Origin of the sequence: Halobacillus sp. A1-3 (assembly GCF_050971765.1) — a bacterium.
Classification (GTDB): Bacteria; Bacillota; Bacilli; order Bacillales; family Halobacillaceae; genus Halobacillus; species Halobacillus mangrovi_B.
On record NZ_JBPCEO010000020.1, the window covers coordinates 1 to 1081 of the forward strand.

Annotated in this window: 1 rRNA gene; it reads right to left on the bottom strand. The window is 54.0% G+C overall.

Annotated features, from left to right (window positions below):
* Window positions 1-54: 54 nt before the first annotated feature.
* A 23S ribosomal RNA gene (locus tag ACRYKC_RS20060) occupies window positions 55-1081 on the bottom strand; the annotation flags it as partial.

The following is a 1081-nucleotide window of genomic DNA, read 5'->3' on the forward strand; positions in this document are numbered from 1 at the left end:
AACCCTCAAAACTGGATAAGAATCACAAACATCGGAAACGGTCTTTCACGTTAGATAGATAAGTCATCGATCAATTAGTATCCGTCAGCTGCACGTGTCACCACGCTTCCACCTCGGACCTATCAACCTCATCGTCTCTGAGGGATCTTATTACCTTATAGGTAAGGGAAATCTCATCTCAAGGAGGGCTTCATGCTTAGATGCTTTCAGCACTTATCCCGACCACACGTAGCTACCCAGCTGTGCTCCTGGCGGAACAACTGGTACACCAGCGGTGTGTCCATCCCGGTCCTCTCGTACTAAGGACAGCTCCTTTCAAATTTCCAACGCCCACGACGGATAGGGACCGAACTGTCTCACGACGTTCTGAACCCAGCTCGCGTACCGCTTTAATGGGCGAACAGCCCAACCCTTGGGACCGACTACAGCCCCAGGATGCGATGAGCCGACATCGAGGTGCCAAACCTCCCCGTCGATGTGGACTCTTGGGGGAGATAAGCCTGTTATCCCCGGGGTAGCTTTTATCCGTTGAGCGACGGCCCTTCCATGCGGAACCGCCGGATCACTAAGCCCGACTTTCGTCCCTGCTCGACTTGTAGGTCTCGCAGTCAAGCTCCCTTGTGCCTTTACACTCTGCGAATGATTTCCAACCATTCTGAGGGAACCTTTGGGCGCCTCCGTTACCTTTTGGGAGGCGACCGCCCCAGTCAAACTGCCCACCTGACACTGTCTCCGGACCGGATCACGGTCCTGGGTTAGAATGTCCGTACAGCCAGGGTAGTATCCCACCAGCGCCTCCACCGAAGCTAGCGCTCCGGCTTCTCAGGCTCCTACCTATCCTGTACAAGCTGTACCAACATTCAATATCAGGCTACAGTAAAGCTCCACGGGGTCTTTCCGTCCTGTCGCGGGTAATGTGCATCTTCACACATAGTATAATTTCACCGGGTCTCTCGTTGAGACAGTGCCCAAGTCGTTGCACCTTTCGTGCGGGTCGGAACTTACCCGACAAGGAATTTCGCTACCTTAGGACCGTTATAGTTACGGCCGCCGTTTACTGGGGCTTCGGTTCAACGCTTCG